The organism is uncultured Pseudacidovorax sp., from assembly GCF_913773995.1.
GTDB lineage: Bacteria > Pseudomonadota > Gammaproteobacteria > Burkholderiales > Burkholderiaceae_C > Xenophilus.
Genome location: NZ_CAJYES010000076.1, coordinates 22448 through 47486 on the forward strand (window position 1 = coordinate 22448; position 25039 = coordinate 47486).

Annotated in this window: 26 protein-coding genes; 11 read left to right on the forward strand and 15 right to left on the reverse strand. The window is 70.4% G+C overall.

Annotation, left to right across the window (positions count from 1 at the left end):
- The first annotated feature begins 31 nt into the window (after positions 1 to 31).
- From QZ772_RS06595 to queC, 5 genes are all read left to right on the forward strand, one after another.
- Positions 32 to 2314, forward strand: a complete 2283-nt coding sequence (locus QZ772_RS06595) for an ABC transporter ATP-binding protein (protein ID WP_295524168.1) — start codon at positions 32 to 34, stop codon at positions 2312 to 2314.
- 14 nt (positions 2315 to 2328) lie between these two features.
- Positions 2329 to 2796 carry a DUF1854 domain-containing protein gene (locus QZ772_RS06600; RefSeq protein ID WP_295524257.1) on the forward strand — a complete coding sequence of 156 codons (468 nt, stop codon included), beginning with the start codon at positions 2329 to 2331 and terminating at the stop codon, positions 2794 to 2796.
- Positions 2797 to 2861: 65 nt separating this feature from the next.
- A complete protein-coding gene (locus tag QZ772_RS06605; protein ID WP_294370705.1) occupies positions 2862 to 3089 on the forward strand; it encodes a hypothetical protein in 228 nt (75 codons plus the stop codon).
- Entirely contained in the window at positions 3086 to 3523 is a 438-nt protein-coding gene (locus QZ772_RS06610; RefSeq protein ID WP_295524170.1) for a TA system VapC family ribonuclease toxin, read from the forward strand. Before QZ772_RS06605 ends, QZ772_RS06610 begins: the two co-directional genes overlap by 4 nt.
- A gap of 18 nt (positions 3524 to 3541) precedes the next feature.
- Complete coding sequence (gene queC / locus QZ772_RS06615) at positions 3542 to 4267, forward strand: 7-cyano-7-deazaguanine synthase QueC (RefSeq protein WP_295524173.1); 726 nt, start codon at positions 3542 to 3544, stop codon at positions 4265 to 4267.
- Here the strand turns inward: queC and QZ772_RS06620 are convergent.
- Complete coding sequence (locus tag QZ772_RS06620; protein WP_295524175.1) at positions 4222 to 6012, reverse strand: ABC transporter ATP-binding protein/permease; 1791 nt, start codon at positions 6010 to 6012, stop codon at positions 4222 to 4224. The two genes, queC and QZ772_RS06620, sit on opposite strands and share 46 nt — an antisense overlap.
- Positions 6013 to 6204: 192 nt before the next feature.
- On the opposite strand from QZ772_RS06620, the gene QZ772_RS06625 reads away from it, so the two are divergent.
- Complete coding sequence (locus QZ772_RS06625; RefSeq protein WP_295524176.1) at positions 6205 to 6327, forward strand: hypothetical protein; 123 nt, start codon at positions 6205 to 6207, stop codon at positions 6325 to 6327.
- A 4-nt stretch (positions 6328 to 6331) separates the two neighbouring features.
- Positions 6332 to 6760 (forward strand): DUF1810 domain-containing protein, encoded by a 429-nt coding sequence (locus tag QZ772_RS06630; protein WP_295524177.1) that lies wholly within the window; start codon positions 6332 to 6334, stop codon positions 6758 to 6760.
- Between the two features lie 14 nt (positions 6761 to 6774).
- Here QZ772_RS06630 and QZ772_RS06635 read toward each other — a convergent pair whose 3' ends face one another.
- Positions 6775 to 7692 carry a 5'-nucleotidase gene (locus QZ772_RS06635; protein WP_295524179.1) on the reverse strand — a complete coding sequence of 306 codons (918 nt, stop codon included), beginning with the start codon at positions 7690 to 7692 and terminating at the stop codon, positions 6775 to 6777.
- A 114-nt stretch (positions 7693 to 7806) separates the two neighbouring features.
- On the opposite strand from QZ772_RS06635, the gene QZ772_RS06640 reads away from it, so the two are divergent.
- Positions 7807 to 8766: a hypothetical protein gene (locus QZ772_RS06640; RefSeq protein ID WP_295524181.1), complete on the forward strand. Its 960-nt coding sequence runs from the start codon at positions 7807 to 7809 to the stop codon at positions 8764 to 8766.
- Between the two features lie 52 nt (positions 8767 to 8818).
- A complete protein-coding gene (locus QZ772_RS06645) occupies positions 8819 to 9646 on the forward strand; it encodes an enoyl-CoA hydratase-related protein (protein ID WP_295524183.1) in 828 nt (275 codons plus the stop codon).
- 43 nt (positions 9647 to 9689) lie between these two features.
- On the opposite strand, the gene QZ772_RS06650 is transcribed toward QZ772_RS06645, so the two are convergent.
- Positions 9690 to 10574 carry a LysR family transcriptional regulator gene (locus QZ772_RS06650; RefSeq protein WP_295524184.1) on the reverse strand — a complete coding sequence of 295 codons (885 nt, stop codon included), beginning with the start codon at positions 10572 to 10574 and terminating at the stop codon, positions 9690 to 9692.
- A 131-nt stretch (positions 10575 to 10705) separates the two neighbouring features.
- Here QZ772_RS06650 and QZ772_RS06655 point away from each other — a divergent pair, with 131 nt between their 5' ends.
- Together QZ772_RS06655 and QZ772_RS06660 are read left to right on the forward strand one after the other, a co-directional pair.
- A complete protein-coding gene (locus QZ772_RS06655; RefSeq protein WP_295524185.1) occupies positions 10706 to 12040 on the forward strand; it encodes an amidohydrolase in 1335 nt (444 codons plus the stop codon).
- 210 nt (positions 12041 to 12250) lie between these two features.
- A complete protein-coding gene (locus tag QZ772_RS06660; RefSeq protein WP_295524187.1) occupies positions 12251 to 13372 on the forward strand; it encodes a Fic family protein in 1122 nt (373 codons plus the stop codon).
- 44 nt (positions 13373 to 13416) lie between these two features.
- Here the strand turns inward: QZ772_RS06660 and gspF are convergent, their stop codons facing one another.
- From gspF to gspG, 12 genes are all read right to left on the reverse strand, one after another.
- On the reverse strand, positions 13417 to 14649 hold the full coding sequence (gspF, locus tag QZ772_RS06665; RefSeq protein WP_295524189.1) for a type II secretion system inner membrane protein GspF: 1233 nt from the start codon (positions 14647 to 14649) through the stop codon (positions 13417 to 13419).
- Positions 14650 to 14671: 22 nt separating this feature from the next.
- Positions 14672 to 15148 carry a hypothetical protein gene (locus QZ772_RS06670; protein WP_295524190.1) on the reverse strand — a complete coding sequence of 159 codons (477 nt, stop codon included), beginning with the start codon at positions 15146 to 15148 and terminating at the stop codon, positions 14672 to 14674.
- A gap of 12 nt (positions 15149 to 15160) precedes the next feature.
- Entirely contained in the window at positions 15161 to 16588 is a 1428-nt protein-coding gene (gene gspE / locus QZ772_RS06675; protein WP_295524191.1) for a type II secretion system ATPase GspE, read from the reverse strand.
- Entirely contained in the window at positions 16588 to 18924 is a 2337-nt protein-coding gene (gene gspD / locus QZ772_RS06680) for a type II secretion system secretin GspD (RefSeq protein ID WP_295524192.1), read from the reverse strand. Before gspD ends, gspE begins: the two co-directional genes overlap by 1 nt.
- A gap of 2 nt (positions 18925 to 18926) precedes the next feature.
- Positions 18927 to 19733 (reverse strand): type II secretion system protein N, encoded by an 807-nt coding sequence (gene gspN, locus QZ772_RS06685; protein ID WP_295524193.1) that lies wholly within the window; start codon positions 19731 to 19733, stop codon positions 18927 to 18929.
- Positions 19734 to 19735: 2 nt separating this feature from the next.
- Positions 19736 to 20293 carry a type II secretion system protein GspM gene (gspM, locus tag QZ772_RS06690; RefSeq protein WP_295524194.1) on the reverse strand — a complete coding sequence of 186 codons (558 nt, stop codon included), beginning with the start codon at positions 20291 to 20293 and terminating at the stop codon, positions 19736 to 19738.
- 106 nt (positions 20294 to 20399) lie between these two features.
- Positions 20400 to 21608, reverse strand: a complete 1209-nt coding sequence (gene gspL / locus QZ772_RS06695; protein WP_295524195.1) for a type II secretion system protein GspL — start codon at positions 21606 to 21608, stop codon at positions 20400 to 20402.
- Positions 21609 to 21865: 257 nt separating this feature from the next.
- Positions 21866 to 22981 carry a type II secretion system minor pseudopilin GspK gene (gene gspK / locus QZ772_RS06700; protein WP_295524196.1) on the reverse strand — a complete coding sequence of 372 codons (1116 nt, stop codon included), beginning with the start codon at positions 22979 to 22981 and terminating at the stop codon, positions 21866 to 21868.
- Positions 22978 to 23652 (reverse strand): type II secretion system protein J, encoded by a 675-nt coding sequence (locus QZ772_RS06705; RefSeq protein ID WP_295524197.1) that lies wholly within the window; start codon positions 23650 to 23652, stop codon positions 22978 to 22980. Before QZ772_RS06705 ends, gspK begins: the two co-directional genes overlap by 4 nt.
- The gene (gspI, locus tag QZ772_RS06710) at positions 23652 to 24086 is read right to left on the reverse strand and encodes a type II secretion system minor pseudopilin GspI (protein ID WP_295524198.1); all 435 of its coding nucleotides are present in this window, start codon (positions 24084 to 24086) and stop codon (positions 23652 to 23654) included. The genes QZ772_RS06705 and gspI overlap by 1 nt, the downstream gene beginning before the upstream one ends.
- Complete coding sequence (locus QZ772_RS06715; protein WP_295524199.1) at positions 24083 to 24565, reverse strand: Tfp pilus assembly protein FimT/FimU; 483 nt, start codon at positions 24563 to 24565, stop codon at positions 24083 to 24085. The genes gspI and QZ772_RS06715 overlap by 4 nt, the downstream gene beginning before the upstream one ends.
- Complete coding sequence (gspG, locus tag QZ772_RS06720) at positions 24540 to 24983, reverse strand: type II secretion system major pseudopilin GspG (protein WP_295524200.1); 444 nt, start codon at positions 24981 to 24983, stop codon at positions 24540 to 24542. The genes QZ772_RS06715 and gspG overlap by 26 nt, the downstream gene beginning before the upstream one ends.
- Between the last annotated feature and the right edge of the window lie 56 nt (positions 24984 to 25039).

Genomic DNA, 25039 nt, shown 5'->3' on the forward strand with positions numbered 1-25039 from the left:
GCCACAGGTCCTCGACCATCCAACACAACGAATGACAAATCACGATTCAGTCGGTGCCCCAGGGGGCGAATCGGCCTCGGCGGTACGCGTCCCTGCTGTCGGAGAAAGCCGCGTGCCGGTGTCGGATAACGTTCTGGTCACCCTTTTGGTTGACCTGGACGAGGCGCTGCGCTTCGCTCAGGAGACCCAGCTGCACCTGACGTCGACCCAGTTGCGCGAGGTCTCGCCGGACGGCCGCGCGCGGGTCTGGCCGCTGGCGGCCCCGGGCCTGCAGCTGCGTCTGGCCGAGCACGCCGGCGTCGCCACCCTGGATCTGCTGGGCACCCAGGGCCTGCTGGCGCGCTGGCGCTTCACACTGGTGGGCCAGGCGGCGGCCGTGCGGTTGGTGCGGCTGTTCGAGCAGCTGCGCGGTGGCGGTATCCAGCCCGAAGCGGCCGATGCCGACGAGGCGGTCGACACCGAGCTGCAGTCCGCACCCTCGACCTGGGTGCTGCTGCGGCTGTGGCGCTTTGCCCATCCCTACCGGCTGCAGCTGTTCTGGGGGTTTGCCCTGACCCTGCTGGCCACCGGTGCGACGCTGGTGCCGCCCTACCTGACCATCCCGCTGATGGACGACATCCTGATCCCCTACCAGAACGGCAAGCCCATCGCCCCCGGCGAAGTGGCGCTGTACCTGGGCGGGCTGCTGGGTGCGGCCCTGGTGGGCTGGGGCCTGGGCTGGGCGCGCACCTACCTGCTGGCGCTGGTCAGCGAGCGCATCGGTGCCGACCTGCGCACCACCACCTACGAACACCTGCTCACGCTGCCGCTGGATTACTTCGGCGGCAAGCGCACCGGCGACCTGATGGCGCGCATCGGTTCGGAGACGGACCGCATCAACGTCTTCCTGTCGCTGCACGCGCTCGATTTCCTCACCGACCTGATCATGATCGGCATGACGGCGGTGATCCTGGTGTCGATCAACCCGCTGCTGGCGGTGGTCACGCTGGTGCCGCTGCCCATCATTGCCTGGATGATCCATGTGGTGCGCGACAAGCTTCGCACCGGCTTCGAGAAGATCGACCGGGTCTGGAGCGAGGTCACCAACGTGCTGGCCGACACCATTCCGGGCATCCGCGTGGTCAAGGCCTTCGCGCAGGAGAAGCGCGAGGCCGAGCGCTTCCGCGCCGCCAACACCCACAACCTGCAGGCCAACGACCGGCTCAACCGCACCTGGAGCCTGTTCACGCCCACCGTCACGCTGATGACCGAGATCGGCCTGTTGGTGGTGTGGGCCTTCGGCGTCTGGCAGGTGGCGCGCGACCACATCACGGTGGGTGTGCTCACGGCCTTCATCGCCTACATCGGCCGCTTCTACACGCGGCTCGATTCGATGAGCCGCATCGTCTCGGTGACGCAGAAGGCGGCGGCCGGTGCCAAGCGCATCTTCGACATCCTCGACCACGTGAGCACCGTGCCCGACCCGGTGCAGCCGGTGCGCCTGCCGCAGGTGCAGGGCGCCATCGAGCTGCGCGGCGTGGGCTTCCGCTACGGCGCACGCTCGGTGATCCGCGACCTGAACCTGCAGATCCGCCCGGGTGAGATGATCGGCCTGGCCGGCCACAGCGGCTCGGGCAAGAGCACGCTGGTCAACCTGATCTGCCGCTTCCACGACGTGAGCGAGGGCGCGATCCTGGTCGACGGCCAGGACGTGCGCCGCTTCGCCGTGGCCGACTTCCGGCGGCATGTGGGGCTGGTGCTGCAGGAGCCCTTCCTCTTCTTCGGCACCATCGCGCAGAACATCGCCTATGGTCGGCCCGATGCCAGCCGCGAGGAGATCGTGGCCGCGGCGCGCGCGGCCCATGCGCACGACTTCATCCTGCGGCTGCCGCAGGGCTACGACTCGCTGGTGGGCGAGCGCGGCCAGGGCCTGTCGGGTGGCGAGCGCCAGCGCATCAGCATCGCCCGTGCGCTGTTGATCGACCCGCGCATCCTGATCCTGGACGAAGCCACCTCGGCCGTCGACACCGAGACCGAAAAGGAGATCCAGAAGGCGCTGGACAACCTGGTCAAGGGCCGCACGACCATCGCCATCGCCCACCGCCTGTCGACGCTGCGCAAGGCCGACCGGCTGGTGGTGATGGACCGCGGTGAGATCGTCGAGGTCGGGCCGCACGACGAACTCATGGCCCGCCAGGGCGCCTACTGGCGGCTCTACCAGGCGCAGCAGCGCCAGGCCGAGGACGACGAAAAGGCGCAGGCCGATGTGGCCGAGATCGCCTCGGTGGCCGTGGCGCTCGACACCCACGCCGCCCATCCCGCAGGAGACGCCTGATGGCTGCCGAATCGATGAACGACGCCGGCCTGCAACTGCAGCGCGATGCCCTCGGCACCTTGCTGTGGACCGGCCCCACCGGACGCGCCGAGCCTGTCGTGCCGGTGCGCGCCTTTCCGCTCAGCGCGCCGGGCGAAGGCGTCTCGCTGGTCGGCGCCGACGGCCGCGAGCGCTGCTGGATCGCCCGCACCGACGCGCTCCCGCCTGCGACGCGCGCCTTGCTGGACGAGGCGCTGGCGCCACGCGACTTCGCGCCCGAGCTGCAGCAGCTGGTGGATGTCTCCACCTTCGCCGTGCCCAGCACCTGGACCGTGCGCACCGACCGAGGTGACACCCGCTTCGTGCTGCGCGCCGAGGAGGACATCCGCCGCCTCGAAGACGGCGGCCTGCTCATCACCAGCGCCCACGGCGTGCACTTCCGCATCTCCCGCCCGATGGCGCTGGATCGCGCCTCTCGCAAGCTGCTGGAGCGCTTTCTCTGAGGCAGGACCGGGCTGCATCAATTTCGATAGACTGCATCAAATCCAGTTTTGCGCATCTAGCTGACATGCGAACCACCGTGACGATCGACGACGACGCATTCGGCACCGCGCAGGCCTATGCGCAGGCGCGCGGGTTGAAGCTGGGTGAGGCCCTGTCCGAGCTGATCCGGCGGGGCAGCAGCGAGCGCCTGGCCCTGCGCAAGTCGGGCGAGGTCTGGGTGTTCGACCTGCCGCCGGACACGCCCCGCGTCAGTGCCCGGCAGGTGCGCGACCTGCTGGACGAGGCGCCGTGAGCCACCTGCTGGATGCCAATGCGCTGATCGCCCTGTGCTGGCCGGCGCACGAGCACCACGAGCGCATGCTGGCCTGGTTCCGCACGCATGCGCGGCAGGGCTGGGCCACCAGCGTGCTCACGCAGTCCGCGCTGGTGCGCATCGTCTGCCAGCCTGCCTTTGCCGGCCGGGCGGTCTCGGTGCAGGAGGCGGGCGAGCTGCTGCTGCGCAACACCGCACATCCGCGGCATCGGCTGCTGCCCTTGGATTTCGGCTTTGCCGAGGTACTCGGGCATTGCACCGGCGGGCTGTTCGGCCATCGGCAGATCACCGACGCCTGGCTGCTCACCCAGGCGATCCGCTCGGGTGTCCGGTTGCTCAGCTTCGACAGCGGCATCGACCGGCTGCTCGCATCGCCCGCCGAACGGGTCCAGCACATCGCGCGTCCTGCTTGAACGTCTGAGAGATTTCTGATGCACACCACCGCCCTCGTCCTTTTCTCCGGCGGGCAGGATTCCACCACCTGCCTGGCCCATGCCCTGAACCGCTACGAGCGTGTGGAGACGCTGGGCTTCGACTACGGCCAGCGCCACCGCATCGAGCTGGAGGCCCGCACCCATGTGCTGGCCCGGCTGCGGCGGCGCTTTCCGGGCTGGTCTCGGCGCCTGGGCGAGGACCATCTGCTCAAGCTCGACGTGCTCGGCCAGATCGGCGGCTCCTCGCTCACCGAGGACATCGCCTTCGCCATGCAGGCCAACGGCCTGCCCAACACCTTCGTGCCCGGGCGCAACCTGCTCTTCCTGACGCTGGCCGGCGCACTGGCCTACCGCCGCGGGCTGCAGGTGATCGTCACTGGCGTGTGCGAGACCGACTACTCCGGCTACCCCGACTGCCGCGACGACACCATGAAGGCCATGCAGCTGGCGCTGTCGCTGGGGCTGGACCAGCGCCTGCTGATCGAGACCCCGCTGATGTGGATCGACAAGGCCCAGACCTGGCAACTGGCCGAATCGCTCGGCGGCCAGGGCCTGGTGGACCTGATCGTGGAAGACACCCACACCTGCTACGAAGGTGATCGCACGCACCGCCACGACTGGGGCTGGGGCTGCGGCCACTGCCCCGCCTGCCAGCTGCGGGCGCAGGGCTGGGCGGGCTACATCGAGGGCGACGTCGGCAGCGGCGCGTCCTCCACCGCATAGGCGGCCTCGCCGTCGCGCCGGGGGCGCAGCGTCCACCGCCGCGCATGGTGCTCCTTGAGCGTGGAGCGGTGGGCGATGGAGACGATGGCGCCGTGCGCCTGCTTCACCATGGCCGTGAGCCGCCCGTAGACGGTGGCTTCGGCATCCTCGTCCAGTGCGCTGGTGGCTTCGTCGGCCAGCACCCAGGCCGGCTTCTTCAGCAGCACGCGGGCGATGGCCAGGCGCTGGCGTTCGCCGCCCGAAAGCTTCTGGCTCCAGGCGTCCTCGCGGTCCAGTTGGTCGGCCAGTTGCGGCAGCAGGGCGTCGACCAGGGCCTGGCGCAGGGCCTCGTCGGCGTAATCCGTCGCCGGGGTGGGATAGGCCAACGCATCACGCAACCGGCCATCCGGAAAGTAGGGCTGCTGCGGGATGAACATGGTGTCCTTCGGCATCGCCACCGCGCCCTGCGCGTGCGGCCAGATGCCGGCCAGCGTGCGCAACAGGCTGGACTTGCCGCTGCCCGATGGGCCGTGCACCAGCACCGTGTCGCCGGGCGCCACGCGCAGGTCGGCTCCGCGCAGCAGGGCCTGGCCGCCGGGCAGGCCCACGGTCAGGCCATGGGCTTCGATGTCGGCCGCCGCGGTGTCGCGCGACAGGGCATCGTTCTCGCGCGACTGGGCCGTGAGGCTGTCCTCGAAGCCGGCCAGACGGTCGGTGGTGGCCTTCCAGGCTGCCAGCGACATGTAGTTGTCCACCAGCCAGGACAGCGAGTCCTGCACCCGGCCGAAGGCCGAGTTGATCTGCATGAGCTGGCCGAGCTGGATGGCGCCGCTGAAGTAGCGCGGCGCCGCCACGATCAGCGGGAAGATGATGGCCGCCTGGCCGAAGAAGCTGCTGAACCAGGTTAGGCTCTTCTGGTTGCGGATCAGGGCCAGGTAGTTGGCCATCACGTCGGTGAAGCGCAGGTCGAGGTGGCGGCGCTCGACGCCCTCGCCGCCGTCGAGTGCGATGGCCTCGCTGTACTCGCGCACGCGGATCATGTGGTGGCGGAAGTTGGCCTCCAGCATCTGCTGCTGGAAATTGAGCTGCACCTGCGGCCTGCCGATCCAGTGCGCGATGGCGCTGCCCACGGCGCAGTACAGCACCGCCGCCCACACCATGTAGCCGGCGATCTCCCAATGCCCGCCGCCCGGCAGCGGCACCGTGAGCGAGCCGCTGAGCGTCCAGAGGATGCCTACGAAGCTGAACAGGGTGACCAGCGCGTTGAGGATGCCCATCGACAGCGTCACCGTGTAGGTGGTGAAGAGGTTCAGGTCTTCCTGGATCCGCTGGTCGGGGTTGTCCGGATGGCTGCCGTTGCCGGTGTAGCGGGCCAGCTCGAGCCGGTAGAAGGCCTTGTGCGCCAGCCAGCGGCCCATGTAGTGGTCGGTCATCCACACGCGCCAGCGCAGCTGCAGGATCTGCGTGAGGTAGAACTTGTAGACCGCAATCACGATGTAGATCAGCGCCAGCCAGCTGAAGCGGCCGATCTGCTGCCAGAAGACCGCCTGGTCCTTGTTCTGCAGCGCGTCGTAGAACACGCGGTACCACTCGTTGATCTGCACCAGCATGTAGACCGCGCCCAGGTTGAGCGCCACGATGGCCGCAAGCAGCCCGCGGGCCTTCCATTTCTGGTCGGAGTTGAAGTAGGGGGTGGTCAGCGACGCGATGCGGCGCAGCGTCTGGCCCAGTCCGGGGCGTGGGGGGTGTGTGGGGGCGGTGCTCATCGTGGATGGAGGCGAAGCAGGGATCGGGCCGCTGGCGCCTTGAAGGCGCCGACGCGTGCCCGATCCTAGCGACGCGGCCTCGGCCCTGCCTTAAACCGGACTGAAGCGGCTGCGCAGAGGCTTCCCGCGTTGGCGGGCGGGACATGCGGCCTGCATTTGGCGGCCGCGGCGCGGCGCCCTAGGATGGGCCGCATGAAGCCCTGTCTTGCACTCCTGGCCGGTCTGGCCTTCCTGCTCGCCGCCTGTGGCGACAAGCCCAAGCCTGGCGGTCCCGTGCCCAAGGCCGCGGTGGCCTCACCCGCCGCCGTGGCCTGACCCCATGGCGGCCGACGCCTTCGACCTGGCGCGTTTCGTCGACGCCCAGGCGCCGGTGTATGCGCAGGTGCGCGCCGAACTGGCGGCGGGTCGCAAACGGACGCACTGGATGTGGTTCGTCTTTCCCCAGCTCGTCGGTCTGGGCCGCAGCGCGATGGCGCAGCGCTATGCCATCGGCTCGCGCGAGGAGGCCATGGCGTATCTGGCCCATCCCCAACTGGGCGAGCGCTTTCGTGAATGCAGCGCGCTGGTGCTGTCGGCGCAGGGGCCGGCCATCGGCGACATCCTCAGTGCACCGGACGACCTCAAGTTCCACTCCAGCATGACCTTGTTCGATGCTGTGGCCCCGGCCGGCGAGGCCTTGTTCGCGCAGTGCCTGCAGCGTTTCTTTGGCGGCGAGCGCGATGCGGCGACCCTGGCGCGCCTGGGTTGAGGCGGTCGCCGGGCTCAGCCCTGTGGCTCAGCGCGCGGCAGGTTGCTGATGCCGCTGGCCACGTGCCCGGCCGGCACATGCCGGGCGGCCGAGCGCACATGGCCGGTCTGGTCGTCGAAGAAGAAGTCGGGCTCGAACTCGCGCAGGAAGCCGCCCTTGTCCAGCCCGGCCAGGAACATCGCCTCGTCCACGCGGATGTTCCAGCTCATCAGCGTCTGGATGGCGCGGCGGTGTGCCGGCGCGCCGCGGGCCGTGACCAGCGCCGTGCGGATGCGCATGCCGGTGCTGGCGGCCTGCTGCAGCCGGTGCAGCGCCACCAGAAATGGCGCCAGCGGTCCGGCACCCAGCGGCACGGCGGCCTTGTCCGCCTCGTGCGCCTGGAAGGCGGCCAGGCCCTGCTGCTGGTAGATGCGCTCGGCCTCGTCGGAGAACAGCACCGCGTCGCCGTCGAAGGCGATGCGCACTTCGTCCGGATGCTGGTTGCCGGCCAGCGCCGATTCCACGCTCACATGCGCCGCGGCAAAGCCCGCGCCCAGCGCCTCGCGCACGTCCTCGGCATTGGCCGAGAGGAACAGGTCGGCCCGCAGCGGCGTGAGATAGCGGAAGGGCGGTCGGCCCTGGGTGAACACGCCGCGCTCGATGGCGAGCTCCGCCGCCGCGCCGGAGTTGAAGATGCGCATGCCCGAGACCGGGTCATTGCGCGACAGGATCACCACCTCCACCCGCTGCACGCCATCGGCGTTGAAGCGCAGCAGCTTGCGCACCAGCGAATAGGCGATGCCGGGCTGGGCCGGCACCTCCAGCCGCTCCAGCTGCAGCCGCATGTAGGCGGCCGGGTCGCCGGCGTCGAACAGGCGGTTCTCTTCCTCGAGGTTGAACAGGGCACGCGAGGAGATCGCGACCACGAGCTTGTCGTCCAGGGTGACCGGCATGGGATTGGAGCGGAGGGCGGGGCGGCGGAGCGGGCATTGTGCGGCAGCGCCCACGGCCATCCCCAGTGACGCAGGTGACAGCCGCCGGCCCCGCCTTGCGCCACCATCCCGGTCATGAGCCTGCCCACCGCCGACACCCCCTTCGCCACACCGCTGGCCCTGTCCGGCCCGCTGCGTCAGCCGCGCCAGATGCTGGCCGACCAGACCTACGACGGCCACAAGTCCATCCACGACGACGCCACGGCCGGCAACCTGGGCCTGCGTGCCGGCCCGATCGAAGGGCCCACGCATTTCAGCCAGTTCGACCCACTGCTGGCGCGCCTCTTCGGCCAGCGGTGGTTCGAGACCGGCTGCATCAGCGCGCATTACCAGACCATGGTGGTGGAGGGCGAATCGGTGCGCGCCTTCGTCGACCTGCCCGCACCCGGCGCCACCTTCGTGCGCATCCGCGCCGAGAAGGCCGACGGCACGCCGGTGCTCACCGGCACCGCCTCGGTCGGCGAGCCGGGCCAGCCGCACGAGCTTGAACAGCGCATGGCGAAGCTGCGGCCGGCCACGGGCCTCGTCATCAACCGCGACCTCCAGGTCGGCCAGCGCGGCGCCGTGCCCGAGACCATCCGCATGGGCTTCGATCAGCACATGGGCGACCACTATCCCTTCACGCTGCGTGACAAGCTGGCCGCCATCACCGAGCCCTGCGACTGGTACACGCCCGAGGGCGGCGCCCGCTCGCCGTGGCGGCGGCCCATCATCCCGATGGAGATGATCAGCGTGCTGCTGGGCAGCACCATCGCCGAGGCGCAGCTGGGTGGGCGCAAGCCCGCCGTGGGCCTGTTCGCGGGCCAGCAGATCCGCCTCATCCGCGGGCCGCTCTTCGTCGACCAGGACTATGCGCTGGAGCGCGAGATCGTCGCGCTGAGCGAAAGCGCCCGCACCGAGTCCACCTGGGTGCGCACCCGCGTGTTCGAGCTGCCCAGCCGCACGCTGGTGGCCGAGATGATCCTCAATGGGGCGGTGATGAAGGCCTCGTACCCGCACTACGAACGCGAGGCGCGTGAACTCCGCCTTACCTGAGGGCCCGGCGTTGGCTGCGACCTTCCATTCCACGACAACGACGGAGACTTCCATGACCGCATCCATGATCGACACCGGCACGCCGGACCTGCTGGCCCAGATCGACGCCGGTGTGCTGACCCTCACCTTGAACCGTCCGCAGGCGCGCAATGCCATGACGCGGGCCATGAACGAGGCCTTGGCCCGCGAACTGGCGCGCGCCGAGCTGGACCCCGAGGTCCGCTGCGTAGTGCTGACCGGCGCGGGCGGTGCCTTCTGCGCCGGTGGCGACGTGAAGAACATGGCGGCCTCGGGCGACGGCACCGTCGGCGCGCTCACCATCGACCAGGCCATCCATCGCCAACGCGTCAACCAGCGCGAGACGGCGGGCCGCCTGTTCAAGATGCCCAAGCCCACGCTGGCCGTGCTGCCCGGCCCCGCGGCGGGTGCCGGCCTGGCGCTGGCCCTCGCCTGCGACCTGCGCCTGATGGCCAGCAACGCCATCATGACGACTGCCTTCGCGCGCGTCGGCTTCTCGGGCGACTACGGCGGCAGCTACTTCATGACCCAGTTGGTGGGCGCCGCCAAGGCGCGCGAGCTGTATCTGCTGTCCGATCGCGTGTCGGCGGAGGAGGCACTGCGTCTTGGGCTGGCCAACTGGGTCTGCCCGTCCGAGCAACTGGCCGGCCGCGCCCTCGAGATCGCAACCCGCCTGGCGAATGGCCCGGCCGTGGCCTACCGCTACATGAAGGAAAACCTCAACCGCGCGATGGCCGGCGAGGTGGACGAATGCCTGGATCTGGAGGCCACGCATCACATCCACTGCGGCCAGACCGAGGACCACCGCGAGGCGGCCAAGGCCTTCGTGGAGAAGCGCGAGCCCGTGTTCAAGGGGCGCTGAGGCCCGCCCGCGCCTCGCGCCGGCGCTCCGGCGTGCGGCGCATTCAGTCGTGCAGATGGGCGGCGATGACCTCACGCAGCAAGGGCAGAGCGGGCGCCTGCTGCCGCCGAGCCTGGGTCACGAGCCCGAATCGGGCACCGCCCTCGATCTGTGGCCGTACTGACAACTCGACCAGGTCGGACGCCGCAGCGCGGATCGCCAGGAGCACGGCATCGCTGTGACGGGTGAGCTCGACCAGCCGCGTCAGCTCGTTGCAGCGCAGGCGCACGCAGACATCCGGATGCGCCTGAGGTCCATAGGCCGCCACCATGCCGCGGCCGACGTGATCACCCAGCGGCGTGGAGGCGATGGGGTACTTCTGCAGATCGTCGAAGCCCAGCACCCGCCGGCGTCGCGTCAGGGGATGACCCGGCCGGCACAGGAAGGCGCCACGCATCTGGACCAGCGGCTCGATGCGCAGGTCCGCGTCGGTCGTGAACGAGCGCATCTCGATCACCACGGCATCGAGCAGCCGGCGGCGCAGTGCCTCGATGAGGCGTTCGTTGTCGCTGTGCAGGATCTCCACCCGTACCTGGGTGTCGGCCTCACTGGCGCGCAGCAGCAGCGGCGTGCTCAACAAGGCACCGGGGCCGGAGCCCAGTCCCACCCGCAGTGTCGAGGCATGGCCCGCACGAAGCCGCTCGCCGGTCAGCGCCAGTTGCCCCGCGTCGTGCACCAGTTGTCGGGCCTGCTCCAAAAGCTCGCGGCCGAAGTGCGTGAGTTCGCTGCGGCGGCCCACGCGGTCGAACAGAGGGCCGCCCAGCGTGGCCTCGAGCGCACGGATGCTGCGGCTGAGGGCCGGCTGGGTCAGATGCAAAGCCTTTGCCGAACGCGTGAAGGAGCCTGTGTCGGCCAGCGAAAGAAAGTGGCGCAGCTGGACCAGCGTCATGGATTCCGGCGCGTGATGGTGCGCGGCTTTGCATGAGTCGAATGCATGCCAGAGCATAGAACAATGCATTGGACGCCTGACAGAGCATTGCCTAGATTCCTCGGGTCGCCCACGGACCACTGCGCCACACCATGATTTCGTCGCTCTCGATTCGCCAGCTCTCACTCTCCGTCCTGGCTGCCTGCGCCATCGCGCCTGTCAGCGCGCAGACCGTTTCGCCCGAGAAGATTCAGCCGCTCGTCAACGGCATGTACGGTCAGCTCGATGCGCTCTACAAGGACCTGCATGCCAACCCGGAGTTGGGTTTCCAGGAGGTGCGCACCGCCGGCAAGCTGGCCGCCGAGCTGCGCGCCCTGGGCTTCGAGGTGACCGAGAAGGTGGGTCGAACCGGGCTGGTGGCGCTGTACCGCAACGGCGCCGGCCCGACGGTGATGGTGCGCACCGAGCTCGACGCCCTGCCGATGGAAGAGAAGACCGGCCTGCCCTACGCCAGCCGCGCCAAGGCCCAATGGAACGGCCGCGAGACCTTCGTCGCCCACAGCTGCGGGCACGACATCCACATGGCCAGCTGGGTGGGCACGGCCCGCACGCTGCTGGCCCTCAAGGACCAGTGGAAGGGCACGCTGATGTTCATCGCCCAGCCTTCCGAAGAGACGGTGAGCGGCGCCAAGGCCATGGTGGACGACGGCCTGTTCACCCGCTTCCCCAAGCCGGACTTCGCCTTCGCGCTGCACACCAGCCCCTCGCCCTACGGATTCGTCGGCTACCGCGCAGGGCCGGTCACCTCGGCCTCCGACAGCCTGGAGATCACCTTCAAGGGCCGCGGCGGCCACGGCTCGGCGCCGCACGCCACCCTCGACCCGATCACCATGGGCGCCCATTTCGTCAGCGATGTGCAGACGGTGGTCAGCCGCGAAAAGGACCCGGGGGAATTCGGCGTCGTCACCATCGGCGCCTTCCAGGCCGGCACGGCGGGCAACATCATCCCGGACACGGCGAAGCTCAGCGGCACCATCCGCAGCTACAAGCCGCAGGTGCGCGAGAAGCTGCTCGATGGCATCCGCCGCACCGCGCTGGCATCGGCCGCCATGGCCGGCGCTCCCGAGCCCGAGGTGCGCCTGGGCGCAGACAGCAGCACCGGCGCCGTGGTCAACGACCAGGCGGTAGTCGACCGCACCGTGGCCGCCCTGCGCAGCCAGTTCGGCGAGGCGCGGGTGGTGCAGGTCATGCCCATCACCGCCAGCGAGGACTTCTCGGTCTTCACCGACGCCGGCATCCCGTCGATGTTCTTCTTCGTCGGCGTGACCGATCCCAAGGACGTGGCCGAGTCGATGAAGAAGGGCGGCAAGCCACTGCCCTTCAACCATTCGCCCTTCTTCGCACCGGTACCCGAGCCGTCGATCAAGATCGGCGTGCAGGCGATGACCTCGGCGGTGCTGACGGCGATGAACACGGCCGGGCGTTGAGCCGCTGTCCTGAGTCCTCATCACGCACGCCCTGCGCCCTCATCCCGTTCGCCCTGAGCCTGTCGTAGGGCTGAACGGCGCGCAGGGCCCTTTCCGGCGCGGGTCAAGGCAATCCTCCAAAAAAAACTGCGGCATATACGTGGGCTATTCGCCGCAAAAAATGCGGTAAATGACTTGCGCATTCGCCGCGTCCCCTTGTTTAATCGCCGCATGGAAAGCGGTGAATATCTCTACATCTGGCAGTCGGCCGATTGGCCGGCCTGGCGCTACGACCTTGCAGCGCTGGCCCAGCCGCTGGAAGACGTCAGCCGCGCCCAGGGTCTTCTGCTCGGCCGGCTGGCCGATGTGGGCCTGGAACTGCGGGACCGCGCCAGCCTGGCCGCCCTCACAGACGACGTTCTCAAGACCAGCGAGATCGAGGGCGAACTGCTGAACCCGGCCTCCGTGCGCTCCTCCATCGCCCGCCGGCTGGGGCTGGACATCGGCGCTCTCGCGCCGGCCGATCGGCATGTGGACGGCGTGGTGGAGATGGTGCTCGACGCCACCGGCCGCAGCGCCGATCCGCTCACGGCCGAGCGCCTGTTCGGCTGGCATGCGGCGCTGTTCCCGACCGGCTACTCGGGCCTGTCGCGCATCGCCGTCGGCCGCTGGCGCGACGATGCCACCGGGCCGATGCAGGTGGTCTCGGGCCCGGTGCACCGGCGCAATGTGCACTTCGAGGCACCGCCGGCCGATCGACTGGCGGCGGAAATGGCGCGCTTCCTGGCCTGGGCGGAGGCCGAGGGCAGCCTCGTGCCGGCGCTGGTCAAGGCGGGCCTGGCGCATCTGTGGTTCGTCACCGTCCATCCTTTCGACGATGGCAACGGTCGCATCGCCCGGGCTGTGGGCGACCTGTTCCTGGCGCGCGCCGATGGCGCCGGGCAGCGCTTCTACAGCCTGTCGGCGCAGATCCAGCGGGAGCGCAATGCCTATTGCGACATCCTCGAGCGCACGCAGAAGGGCTCGCTGGACGTGACCGCTTGGCTGGCCTGGTTCCTGGCCGCGCTTGGGCGTGCGCTGGAGAGCGCGCAGACCGCGTTGAGCGCCGTGCTGGCCAAGGCACGCTTCTGGCAGCACTGGGCGGGCACCGCCTTCAACGAACGGCAGGCCAAGCTGATCAATCGCCTGCTCGACGGCTTCGAGGGCAAGCTCACCAGCAGCAAATGGGCGGCCATCGCCAAATGCTCGGCCGACACGGCCCTGCGCGACATCACGGCGCTGCTCGAACTGGGCGTGTTGCGCAAGGCGCCCGGCGGTGGGCGCAGCAGCGCCTACGAATTGGTGATGCCCTGACAAAGCACACGCGAACCCGCAAGGCCCACGCGCGCCCCGCGACCCTACTTCACGAACTGGTTGAGCTGGATGATCGGCAGCAGCACCGCCAGCACGATCAGCATCACCACGCCACCCATGCCCACGATCAGCAGCGGCTCCAGGATGGTGGCCAGATGCATGGCGCGGCGCTGCACCTCGGCCGACAGCTGCTTGGCGGCCCGCTGCAGCATCACGGGCAGCTCGCCGGTCTGCTCGCCCAGGCGGGCGAACATGGGCACGATGCCCGGAAAGCGCTTCTTCTGCGCCAGGGCCGAGGCCAGCGGCGCGCCTTCGCGCACCAGCGTCAGTGCATCCAGCGCATCGGCGCGCATGGCGCGGTTGTTGAGCGTCTCGGCCGCGGCCTGCAGCGCACGCAGGATGGGCACACCCGCCGCCGCCAGCATGGCCAGGGTGCCCGCGAAGCGCGCGGCGTTGTAGCCCCGCGCGAGCTTGCCCACCAGCGGCAGGCGCAGCCAGAAGGCGTCGAAGCGTTCGCGCAATGCGTCGCGCGCCAGCGCCGCCTTGCCGCCTACGACGGCCACCGCCAGCACGCCCAGCATCAGCCAGCCCCAGCCGCGCACGAAGGCCGACAGGCCCAGCATGGCCTGGGTCAGCAAGGGCAGCGCTCGCTTGGTGCCGGCGAACACGCTGGCCACCTGCGGCACCACGTAGCTCACCAGGAAGATCACGATCACCACCGCGATCACCGTGACGATGGCCGGGTAGAGCGTGGCGCCGATCAGCTTCTGGCGCAGCGCCTGCTGCTCCTCCAGGTCGTCGGCCAGGCGCTCCAGCACCAGGCCGAGCTGGCCGCTGTGCTCGCCGGCGCCGATGACGGCGGTGTAGATGGCCGAGAACTCGCGCGGGTGCTGCGCCAGTGCGCGCGCAAAGCTGCTGCCACCATTGACCTCGGCGCGCAGCGAGGCCACCAGCTGGCGCTGCGGTTCGCTTTCGGCCTCGTCGGTCAGGGCGGTGAGGGCGCGTTCCAGCGGCAGGCCGGAGGCCACCAGGCCAGCGAGCTGTCGCGTCCAGACGCCCAGCGCGGTGGAATTGAACACGCGTCCGCCGATGCGTCGGCGCCACAGCGGGGTAGCGGCGCCACCTGCATCCGTTCCGCCAGCCACACCTTCGACGGAGAGCGGGATCAGCGCCTGCGCCCGCAGCATGCTGCGCGCCGCGCGGGCGGTGTCGGCCTCCAGCACGCCCTTGCGGGGGCGTCCGTCTGCGTCGATGGCTTCGAAGGCGTAGGCGGGCATGCGTCGGTCGGTAAAAGGGCAGTCAGCGCTGCAGGATGCCGGAGATCTCGTTGCCGTCGGCTTTCACCGGGGCCGTGGCGCTACGCAGTCGAAGCGAGGCATGACCATGCGCTTCGCTGGTCAGGAGCCGGCCTTCGTAGCGGCCGTTGACGCGCGGGTCGGTGCAGCGGTCCACCTGCACGGCCAGTTGGGCATGGGCATTGCTGCGGTAGGGCAGCGCGCTGCCCTGGATGCCGCAGCTGGCGCGCGGCATCTGGCCGGAGACCTGGCCGTCGGCACCGATGCGCAGCCACAGGTCTGAGGCCAGGCGGCGCCCGACCTGGAATCCGTCTGCGCCCAGCTCGAAGACCATTACGCTGCCGCGCCACTCGCCATGGAAGTCGGCGTAGCCTTGTGCGACCACCAGGCCGGGCGCCATCAGCGCGCCCATGCCCAGCACCGCGCAAAGGCCCGGCAGCGCGCTGCGGCAGGCGGGGACGGGGTGAGCGTGCAGGGGCATGGAGAAGGGCGCTCAGTCCCGCGTCACGCGCAGCAGTTCGGCGCGCGAGGTGATGCCGGTCGCCACCAGCCGCTCGCCGTCGGCGCGCATGGAGCGCAGGCCGCCGCGCGCGCCCGCAGCCAGCAGCTCGCTCTCGGGCGCGCGGTTGTGCACCAGCGCACGCACGGCGTCATCGGCGACCAGCAGCTCGAAGATGCCGGTGCGGCCCTGGTAGCCGGTGTGGCCGCAGGCCTCGCAGCCCACCGGCTGCATCTGGACATCGGGGCCGGGCGCGGCGCAATGCGGGCACAGCTTGCGCACCAGCCGCTGGGCCAGCACGCCCAGCAGCGAGCTCGACAGCAGGAAGGGCTCCACGCCCATGTCGGTCAGGCGGGTGACGGCGCTGACGGCGTCGTTGGTGTGCAGCGTGGCCAGCACCAGGTGGCCCGTCAGCGAGGCCTGGATGGCGATCTGCGCGGTCTCGAAGTCGCGGATCTCGCCGATCATGATCACGTCCGGGTCCTGACGCAGGATGGCGCGCAGGGCCTTGGCGAAGGTGAGTTCGATGCGGGCATTGACCTGCGTCTGGCCCACACCGGGCAGCTCGTATTCGATCGGGTCTTCCACCGTCATGATGTTGCTGCTGCCGGCATCGAGCCGGGACAGCGCCGCATAGAGGGTGGTGGTCTTGCCCGAGCCGGTCGGGCCGGTCACCAGGATGATGCCGTGCGGCTGCTGGATCAGCGTCTCGAAGCGCTGGAGGGTGTCGCCCAGCATGCCCACCGATTCGAGGGTGAGCTTGCTCTCGCTCTTGTCCAGAAGGCGCAGCACGGCCCGCTCGCCGTGGGCCGAGGGCAGGGTGGAGACGCGCACGTCCACCGCCCGCGTGCCGATGCGCAGCGAGATGCGGCCGTCCTGCGGCAGGCGCTTTTCGGCGATGTCGAGGTCGGCCATGATCTTCAGGCGCGAGATCAGCGCCGCATGCAGGGCCCGGTTGGGCTGCACCACCTCGCGCAGCGTGCCGTCGATGCGGAAGCGCACGGCCGAGGTGCGCTCGTAGGGCTCGATGTGGATGTCGCTGGCGCCGTCGCGCGCGGCCTGCGTGAGCAGCGCGTTGAGCATGCGGATGATGGGCGCGTCGCCGGCGGATTCCAGCAGGTCCTCCACCGCCGGCAGCTCCTGCATCATGCGCGAGAGATCGGCGTCGGTCTCGACCTCGCTCACGATGGCGGCGGCATTGGATTCGCCCTGCGCATAGGCGGCGCTGATGCGCTGTGCGAGCTGGTCGGCCGGCAGCAGATCGACCTGGGCGGCCGGGTATTTCCGCAACACCTCGCCCACGGCGCTGGCGGGGGCGCCCACCGGCATCCACAGCGTCAGCCGGCCGGCGTCGTCCTCTTCCAGCAGCAGCTGCTGGCTGCGCGCGAAGCCGTAGGGCAGGGGATGGCGCAGGGCCGGCATCAGGGCATCTCGCGGCGCGAGGCCGGGTCGTCGGTGGGCGGCAGGGCGCCCTTGAGCGGCGCACGGCTCAGCGCGTCCGGCGACAGCGGGCCGGGCACGGCGGGCGGCAGCGGCGGCGGGATCAGGCGCGTGCCGTCGATGCGGCGGCTGTCGTCGCCCACGCCCTGCACGGCCGGCAGTGGGGGCAGCACGAAGGAATCGCGCACGTTGTTCAGCATGGGGTTGTCGGTGGGCGGCTGGCTGGCCTGCTGCAGGGCGCGCAGCGTGTCGTAGCGGTCGGCCGTGATGGCGTCGCTGGAGAGCTGGTCGCGCACGATGGTCGGGCGCAGGAAGACCATCAGGTTGGTCTTGTTGCGGCGCCGCGTCTCGCTCTTGAACAGGTTGCCCATGATGGGCACGTCGCCCAGGCCGGGCACCTTCTCCTGCGAGGCGGAATACTCGTCCGACAGCAGGCCGCCCAGCAGCACGATGCCGCCCTGGTCGACCAGCACGCTGGACTCGATCGCGCGCTTGCTGGTGGTCGGGCCGTTGACGTTGTTGACCGACGAGGCCACCACCGCCGAGACCTCCTGGAAGATGGTCATCTTGACGGTGCCGGTCTCGCTGATCTGCGGCCGCACCCGCAGCGTCAGGCCCACGTCCTTGCGCTCGATGGTCTGGAAGGGGTTGACCTGCGTGGTGGCACTGCCAGTGTTGGTGTACTGGCCGGTGACGAAGGGCACGTTCTGGCCGACGACGATTCTTGCTTCCTCGTTGTCCAGCGTCAGCAGGTTGGGCGTGGACAGCACGTTGCCCTCGCCGTTGGAGGCCAGGAAGCGCGCCAGGAAGCCCAGCACGTAGTTGTCGCCGTACTTGTGACCGATGCCGAAGTTGAACCCCGTCGATGGCAAGGTCGTGGCGGTCTTGGTGGCCAGGCCCACGGCGAGGTTGATGATGTTGGCGCCGGCCAGGCTGGAGTTGGTGCCGATCACGCCGACGTTGCTGCTGCCGTTGCTGCCCAGGGCGCTTTGCCACTGCACGCCGAATTCGGCGGCCTTGTCGGCGTTGACCTCGACGATCAGCGTCTCGATCAGCACCTGGGCGCGGCGGCTGTCCAGCTTTTCGATCACCGCACGCAACTGGCGGTACTGCGGCTCGGGCGCCGTGATGATGAGCGAGTTGGTGGAAGGGTCGGCCTGGATCTGCCCGCCGGTGGAAGGCTGGTTGGCGTTGTTGACCGGCGTGCTGGCGGCGCTGCTGGTCAGGCTCGACAGTCCGGCCTGCAGCGTGTTGGGCATGGCCTGCGGAACGGCCGAGGCGGCACTGCCGCCGCCTTGGGCCGCGCCCGCGCCGGCCGCACCGTTGGTGTTGGCCAGGCCGGCCGCCATGGCGGCGCGCAGCGTGGCCGCCAGGCGCACCGCGTCGGCGTTCTTGAGGTAGACGACGTAGATGTTGCCGGCCGCGCCGTTGCCCGTGTCCGCGGCCGGGCGGTCGAGCTTGTCGACCAGCGAGCGGATCAGCTGCAGCCGTGCCGGCGTGGCGGCCCGCACGATCAGCGCATTGCTGCGCGGATCGGCCAGCAGCGCGGTGCGGAAGCCCGCTTCACCACCACCCGTGGGTGCGCCGCCCGCCGCGACGCCGGCGATTCCACCGCCGCCCCCGCCGCCGTCGATCAGGCGCTGCACCAGCGGCACCATGTCCGAGGCGATGGAGTAGCGCAGCGGGATCACCTCGATGTCCGAGGCGCTGGGCACGTCCAGCGCCGCGATGATGCGGGCCAGCCGGCGCATGTTGTCCGCGTAGTCGGTGATGACCAGCGAGTTGTTGCCCGGGTTGGCGTTGATCGTGTTGTTGGGCGGGATCAGCGGCCGCAGCACCGGCAGCAGGTTGTTGGCCGACTCGTGGTTGAGCCGGAACACCTGCGTGATCATCTGACTGCCACTCACGCCACCAGCGCCGCCCACCGAGGTGGTGACGGTGCCGCTCTGCAGCTTGGCGTCGGCCTCGGGCAGCACCTTGAACAGGCCATCCGACTGCACGATGGAGAAGCCCTGCAGCCGCAGCGCCGCCGCGAACTGGTCGAAGGCGGCCGCCGGCGCCAGCGGGCGATCGGTCTGAAGCGTGATCTGGCCCTTGACGCGCGGGTCGACCACCACGTCACGGCCCGTGATCACGCCCATGGTGCGGGCCACGGCCTCGATGTCGGCATTGGCGAAGTTGAGCGTGATGGGCTCGCCGCGGCGCACGGCCGGGCTGGCGGCATCCTGGGCCATCGCGGCGGGAGCGATCGCCTGCAGTGCGAGCACGGCAAGCAGGGCACGGGCGGCGCGGGCGCCCAGGGTGAGGGAAGGCTTCATGGTCAACCGAGATTGATGATGGAGCGCGCGCCTTCGCGCCGCCCCATGATGTTCAGGAGATTGGCGAGGGCGTCCTCGCTGCCGGGCGCGGCGCTGGCCTCGCCCCCGAAACGCATGGTGTTGCCGTTCCAGCGGCCGCTGCCCGACAGGCGCAGTGCACCCTGGGTGGTGGTCAGCAGCAGGCTGGGCGCGGGACCGCCGTCGAGCACCAGCCGGTAGCTGCCCATCGGGCGCAGCGTGCTGAGGCTGGAGCTGAGATCCGTCGCATCGAGCACGGCGCGGCCGTCCAGTGCGAGGCCGCCCTGCGACCAGCGCAGCGCGAAGGCGTCGGTGCGCAGGTCGAGCGCGCCGTCGAGCCGCAAGGTGTTCCAGGGGGCGCCCAGGCCGCTCAGCATGGCCGCAGGCCAGCGGCTGCGGCCGTCGTCCCAGGCCAGGCGGAAGCCGGCGCTGCCGGCCGGGCCGGCCGCAAAGCCCAGCGGGCCCTGCGTGCAGCAGCCGAGTTCGAGCTGGCCGCGCACGCCCAGCCAGGCGGGGCGCAATTGCCACTGCATGCGGCCTGGCAGCGCGATCCGGTCGGCGCCGCCCGCGCCGCTGGCGAGCACGACGGCGGCACTGCCCTTCCAGACGGTGCCGCGCGCATCACGCAGCTGCAGCTGGCCACTGGTGGCCGAATCCAGCCCCTGCGCGAGCCAGCGGGCCGGCGCCCACACCACCGTCGCGATGAGGGCGCCCAGCACCGCACCGACCACGGCCCAGCGCCAGGGCGCGCGCGGCTCCCGTCGAACGGCGGCGGCAGTGCGAAGGGCCATGGTCAGCGCGCGGCGGGCAGGCCCATGACGAAGGTGCCCTGCCAGGATGGCTGCACCACGCCTGGCGCCGCGGTCGCGTTGGCGGCACCGGTGCCGGTGGGGGCGGCGGTCTGGGCGCGGGTCAGATGCGCCTCGCGCGGCACGGCGCGGGCATTGGCGCGGGCCTGGGCAAGCCAATCGGCCAGTTGGTCGGCCGGCACGCTGCGCAGCCCGATGGCCACGGCATCGCCACCTGCGGCACGCACTTGTGCATCGGGTCCCAGACCCTTGCGCGCGGCCGTCTCGATTCCGCGCAGGGCATCTTCGCGGCTGGGCCGGGGCTGCCCCTGCATGGCGCGGGCCTGGGCTTGCAACGACGCCATCTGCTGCAGCTGGGCGTCCAGTGCGGCATGGGCAGCCGGTGCGGTCGAGACGGTACGCAGCGCGGGCGCCAGGGCCACCCACCACAGCAGTGCCACCCCCACGAGCAGGGCGGCGATTGCGGCCAGCCGCCGCTCGCGCGGAGCCAGCGTGGCCCACCATGTCTGCAGGCGGGCCGGGGAAGCGGGGCGGCGATTCACGAAGGAGCCTTGTCGGTCGGGGCTGGCGTTGGGGCGGATGTCGTGCGTGCCGGGGGGAAGGGGTGGGCGGCACGCGCGCCGTCGGGATCGACGCAAGTCTTGCGCCTCATCGTGCGGCCTCTGCCTGGACCAGCAGCAGGTCGCCTTCGGCGCGTGCGCTGTAGCCGCGGCTGCGAAGACCGGTCTGCACGGACTCCATTTCTGCCGGCGAGAGCGTCACGCCGCGCAGGCGCAACTGGCCGCCGCTGTAGTCGATGGCCGAGGGTACCCGCCCTGCGGGCAGGCTGCCGCCCAGTGCGGCGAGAGTCGGCTCGAAGTCGGAGGGCGTCAGGCCGCCCGTGGCCGCCTGCAGCGCCGCCACTTCGCGGGACATCTGCACCGGCGCGTCGAGCACCACCGACACATGCGGAAAGGTCTGGGTGAGCACCTGCCGCACCTGCTGGCGCTTGGCCTCCAGCGCGCGCCGCTCCTTGAATGCCCAGGCGTTGAGTCCCACGAGCTGCAGCACGACGAGCAGGGCCGCACCCCAGCGCGCAGCGCGCCAGCGGGGTGCCCGCCACACCGCGGCCGCCAGGGCGCCGGCCTGCTTGCGGGCCCGTGCACTGCCCGTGGTGGCGAATTCGAACTGGGCCAGGTCCCAGCCGGACTGGCTGGCTTGCAGCCAGCGTTCCGCAGTAGGCAGGAGGGGCAGGGCGTGGCCGAGCAGGTGCTCGGCCACCGCAGCGGCCGCCGGCTCGGCCATGGCTTCGCCGGCTTCCGAGTGGGCCGCTGCGAGCGCCGCCGTGCTGGCCGAGAACGGAAGTCGCAGCACACCTTGTGCGTTGCAGATGGTGAGCCAGGGCGACGCGCTGTCGCCAGTGACGAAGACAGTCGCGGGCTGGCCCTCGGCCTGAGGCGCGAATTCGGGAACCAGTCGACTGACGCGTCGGCCCGTGGCCTCGATGGCCTGCAGCGTGGCCTGCAGCCAGTCGCGGCGGCAGGCGGCCACCCACGCCGCAGCGCCGGCCTCGGCGCCGGGTGAGAGCGCGAAGTGCAGTTGCTCCGGATCGTCGAGCAGCCGGTCTTCCAGAAGGCCCGAGAGCACGTTGCGCACCCGCGCCGCGTTCTGCAGGCTGCCTGGCGGCAGCGAGACGGCATGCCACGACAGGGCGGAGGCAGGCACGATCAGCACCAGCTCGTGCTGGCCCGGCAGCAGGGAGATGGGCGATTCACCCTGACCCACCAACTGGCGGCCGTCGGAAGACCAATGCGCCCAGGCCACGGAGCCCAGGCCAGGCGCGGACGGAGGCGGCGGCTGGACGAGGATCAGGGCCATGGCGCGTGTCGCGGAAAGTTTTTCATTCTAGGGACGCACTTCAACCGTGAAGCGGCAGGTTGGCGCGGCAGATCGCCCGAATCCGAAGAAGCGCACGGATCGACACGATGGCGAAGCGATTCCCTTGAAGCGCAGGCATGCCTCCAGATCCGCTGGAGGCGGAGGCGGCATTGTGGAGGGGCTGCAAGGCATATCGATGACACCATGTCGGCGGTCAGGGGGGCGGGCGGCGATGGAATGGAAAGATTTTCCGGCATTTAGCCGGCGCCGCCAGTCGGTTGAACCCCGGCACTGCGCTGGCGCCAGATGATGTTGACCGTGGTGCCGGTCCGGTGCAGCAGCGAGGCTTCCTCGACCCAGTAGCGGTCCATGCGCAGCCGGCCGCGCACTTCGAAATAGCTGGTCGAGATACCGACCTGGCCCGGCGTGAGCTGCACGTCCGTGGCCGAACTGAGCTGCTGCGATGCCTCGGCCAGATCGGAGAAGAACTTGCGCCGGCGCACTTCGACCAGCTTGCGGGCGCCCGCCATGTCGATCTGCTCGACGGCGGCGAAGATCACCTCGGCGCTCGCCGTGTTGAGATTGACCGGCGTGCTTGCCGGCAACAGCGTCACGTAGGGCGCAATGGCCGCCACGGTGTCGGCCGGCAAACCCAGCCAGCCGAGCTGCTCCAACCGCTGGGGCATGAGCGGCGCGCCCTCGGATGCACCGGCGTCGTCGGTCGAGGCAGAAGCGGAGGTGGAGGCCGTCGCGTTCTGCGTCTCGGTGCTGGTGGCCGCTGCAGCGGCGCTGGCGGTGGAGGTGCCGTCCGCGCCGGTGCCTGCAGATGGCGTCTGTGCCGCACCGCCACCGGCGAGCAGGGCCCGGCGCATCTGTTGCACCAGCGTGTCCACCTGGCCGGGCGGCAGGTCCAGCAGATCGAAGAGCTTGCGCGTGGCGGCCACCGCCCGCAAGACGGGTCGGCCACCGGAATCGACCAGATTGCGCAGGTTCAGCCGCGACTGCGCGTCGGTGATCGAGCCCGACAGGAAGGCATCGGGCAGGCCTTCGAGCGCGTCGCTGGCGACGTTCTTGTCGGCCGCCAGGAAGCTGGTGAGCTTGGCCTCGGCCAGCGGCACGGCCCAGGGCTCTGCCAGGTGGTCGGCGCCGCCGGTGCGTCCGTCTTCGGCGAGGATGAGCCGCGACCAGTCCAGCGCGCCGGCCAGCACCAGCGAGGCCTGGAGGCGGGAGCGCTCGGCCGCTTCCACCTCGGTGGCGCGCCATTGGCGCCACAGCGCCGCGGCGGCCATGGTGGCCACCAGCGTCACAGTGATCAGGGCGGTTAGCAGGGCGGCGCCCCGCTGCCGCCGGACCGGGGCGGAGTTGGCGTTCATGAGGTCTTGGCGGCGCTCCAGGTGGGCCGCAGCCAGTCGCGCGTGATGAGGCCCGACAACCCGGGACCGGGTGGCAACTGCAACTGCAGCCGGACGCCGTCGGGCAGCGTGGCCGTGCCCAGGGCCTGTGCCTGGACGGCCACGCTCCAGGCACCATTGCGAAAGTAGCCCACGTTCCAGCCGGCCGCCGGCAGGACGCGCGTGGCGGCCGCATCGGCGCCGGGCAGGGCGGACTCGGCCCACGCCGCGGCGGTGCCCCAGGCCTGGGTCCAGTCGGCACGGCTGGCCAGCGGCGGCGACTGCCAGCGCAACCAGCTGCTGCTGCCGTCCGCCGTGGCGCCGACCGCCCAGGCGATCACCCGCGCTGCAGGGCTGCCCTGGGCATCGACGCCCTGCCGGGTGATGCGCAGCACGCGGCCATTCCAGTCCAGTGCCGGCGTGTTTCCGAAGTTGGTGGCGCCGTCCAGGTCGGCGCCCCATTGAGCCAGCGCGGTTTGCAGCACCAGCACGGCCTCGTCGCGCGCGCTGTGCTGGGACTGGACGCGGGCCATGCTGTCCAGGCCTCGCCAGCTGATGAGCGCCAGCAGGGCCATCGCCGCCAGGGCGACCAGCAACTCGACCAGCGTGAATCCGCGCAGGCGTGCCGCGCGCGCGGCGTGAGGTCGGGTCATCAGTAGCGCCCGATCACCGTGGACAGCCGCAGCAGCGGCCAGCGCTGCGCGTCGCGCACCTGCACATCGACGCGGTTGAAGTTGGGGTTGAGCGTCGGCGTGGTGGACACCGCCACGTCCAGCTGAACGCCCGCCTGCTCGCAACCCTGGCTGCTTTCGCCCACAGGGGGCATCTGCGGCGAGAGGCGCAGCTGGATGAGCTGGTTCTCGGCGCACAGTTGTGCCAGAACCATGTCGGACTGGCGCTGCGCATTGCGCGTCAGCGCGTTGGTGGCCTGCGCCCCAGCCGCCAGCGCGATGGCGACGATGGCCAGTGCGACCAGCACCTCGACCAGCGTGAAGCCGCCGTGACCGGCAGGGGCATGGAGCCGTGTCGCCGCGTGGCCCGCGCTTGCGCCGCGAAAGCGCCTGGTCGCGGCAGTGCCGATGCTCATGGCGAACCCGGATCGACCACGGAGAAGGGCCGAAGCCCGTCCGTGGCCAGTCGAAGCACCTGCGTCGGCGGACCCTCGCCGCGGATCAGCACCTGCTGCGCGCCGATGATCGGCTCGGGCCCCAGCAGCAGCGAAGCGACGGGACGGCCGGCCGCATCGAGGGGTTGGGCGCTCACGCCCGCCATCTGCCAACCCTGGGGCAGAGCGCCAGGCGGCACACCATCGAAGACGAAACCCTGTTGCGTGACGCGCCAGCGCACCGCGGCGCCGCTGGCGCGGGCCTGGGCGCGTCCGGCTTCGAGCAGGGCGACGAGCCGCTCGGCCTCCCTGTCCAGGCCGACGCGCGCCGTGTCGCGCAATGCAAAGCCGACGCCAGCGGTCGCGAAGGCGATGATCGCCACCACCACCAGCAGCTCGATCAGCGTGAAGCCGGCGGCGGTCTGGCGCAGATGGCTACTGCCAGCTGCCGATGTCGGCATCGTTGCCCTCGCCCCCGGGCTGGCCGTCGGCGCCTAGCGACAGCACATCCACCTCGCCCTTGATGCCCGGATTCACGTACTGGTAGGGGCGCCCCCAAGGATCGTTGGGCAGCTTGTCGACATAGGGCTTCCAGTTGGGCGCGGCGGGGCCGGTGGTGGGGCGCGTGACCAGGGCCTGCAGGCCTTGCTCGCTCGTCGGGTAGCGCTGGTTGTCCAGACGGTACATCTTGAGCGCGTTCATCAGGTTGTTGACGTCCGTGCGGGCGGCGGTCACTCGCGCGTCGTCGGCGCGGCCGATCACATTGGGAACGATCAGGGCGGCGAGCACGCCGATGATCACCAGCACGACCATCAGTTCGATGAGGGTGAAGCCGCGCTGGAGAGGGCTCTGCCGGTTGCGTTGGTAGGAAGCTGTCATGGGCGGCGCATGATAATGCCCGCATATGACGAGTGCGTTGCCCGTATCTTCCCGAT